Genomic DNA, 469 nt, shown 5'->3' with positions numbered 1-469 from the left:
CACCACCCCCTGGGACTCCGCCCTGGGCCTAGCCGTCCTCCGTACCTGCGCCCCCGTACTGGGCGTGCCCGTGCCCGTGCCCGTGCCCGCCGGGAACCCTCCGACCCCCGAGGCCTACCTGGAGGCCCGCGCCGCCCTGGGCGCGGCCGAGTCCGCCCGCCGCCTCCTCCGCGCCGCCGCCTTGGACGCCTGTTACGTCGACACCGGCCTGGACGCCGCCGCAGGCACCCCCCTCCTGGACCTCCCCGCCCTGGCCGCCCTCTCCGGCACCCCCGTCCGCGAGATCGTCCGCCTCGAACACGTCGCCCAACTGTCGGCCACCACCAGCACCGCCGCCGCCTGGGGCGAAACCACCCGCGAGGCCGTCGCCGAAGCCGTCCGCACCGCCGACGCCGTAGCCGTGAAATCCGTCGTCGCCTACCGCCACGGTCTCGACATCGACCCGGCCCGCCCCCCCCCCGCCGCAGTC

1 pseudogene is annotated in these 469 nt (G+C 77.4%); it reads left to right on the top strand.

From position 1 onward, the window contains the following. Positions 1-64: 64 nt before the first annotated feature. Positions 65-469: pseudogene (locus TR46_RS42990) on the top strand (amidohydrolase); the annotation flags it as partial.

Source organism: Streptacidiphilus carbonis (assembly GCF_000787775.1).
GTDB classification, from domain to species: domain Bacteria; phylum Actinomycetota; class Actinomycetes; order Streptomycetales; family Streptomycetaceae; genus Streptacidiphilus; species Streptacidiphilus carbonis.
The sequence above is the reverse complement of the archived record's forward strand: the minus strand, read 5'-3'. Positions and strand labels throughout refer to the sequence as shown.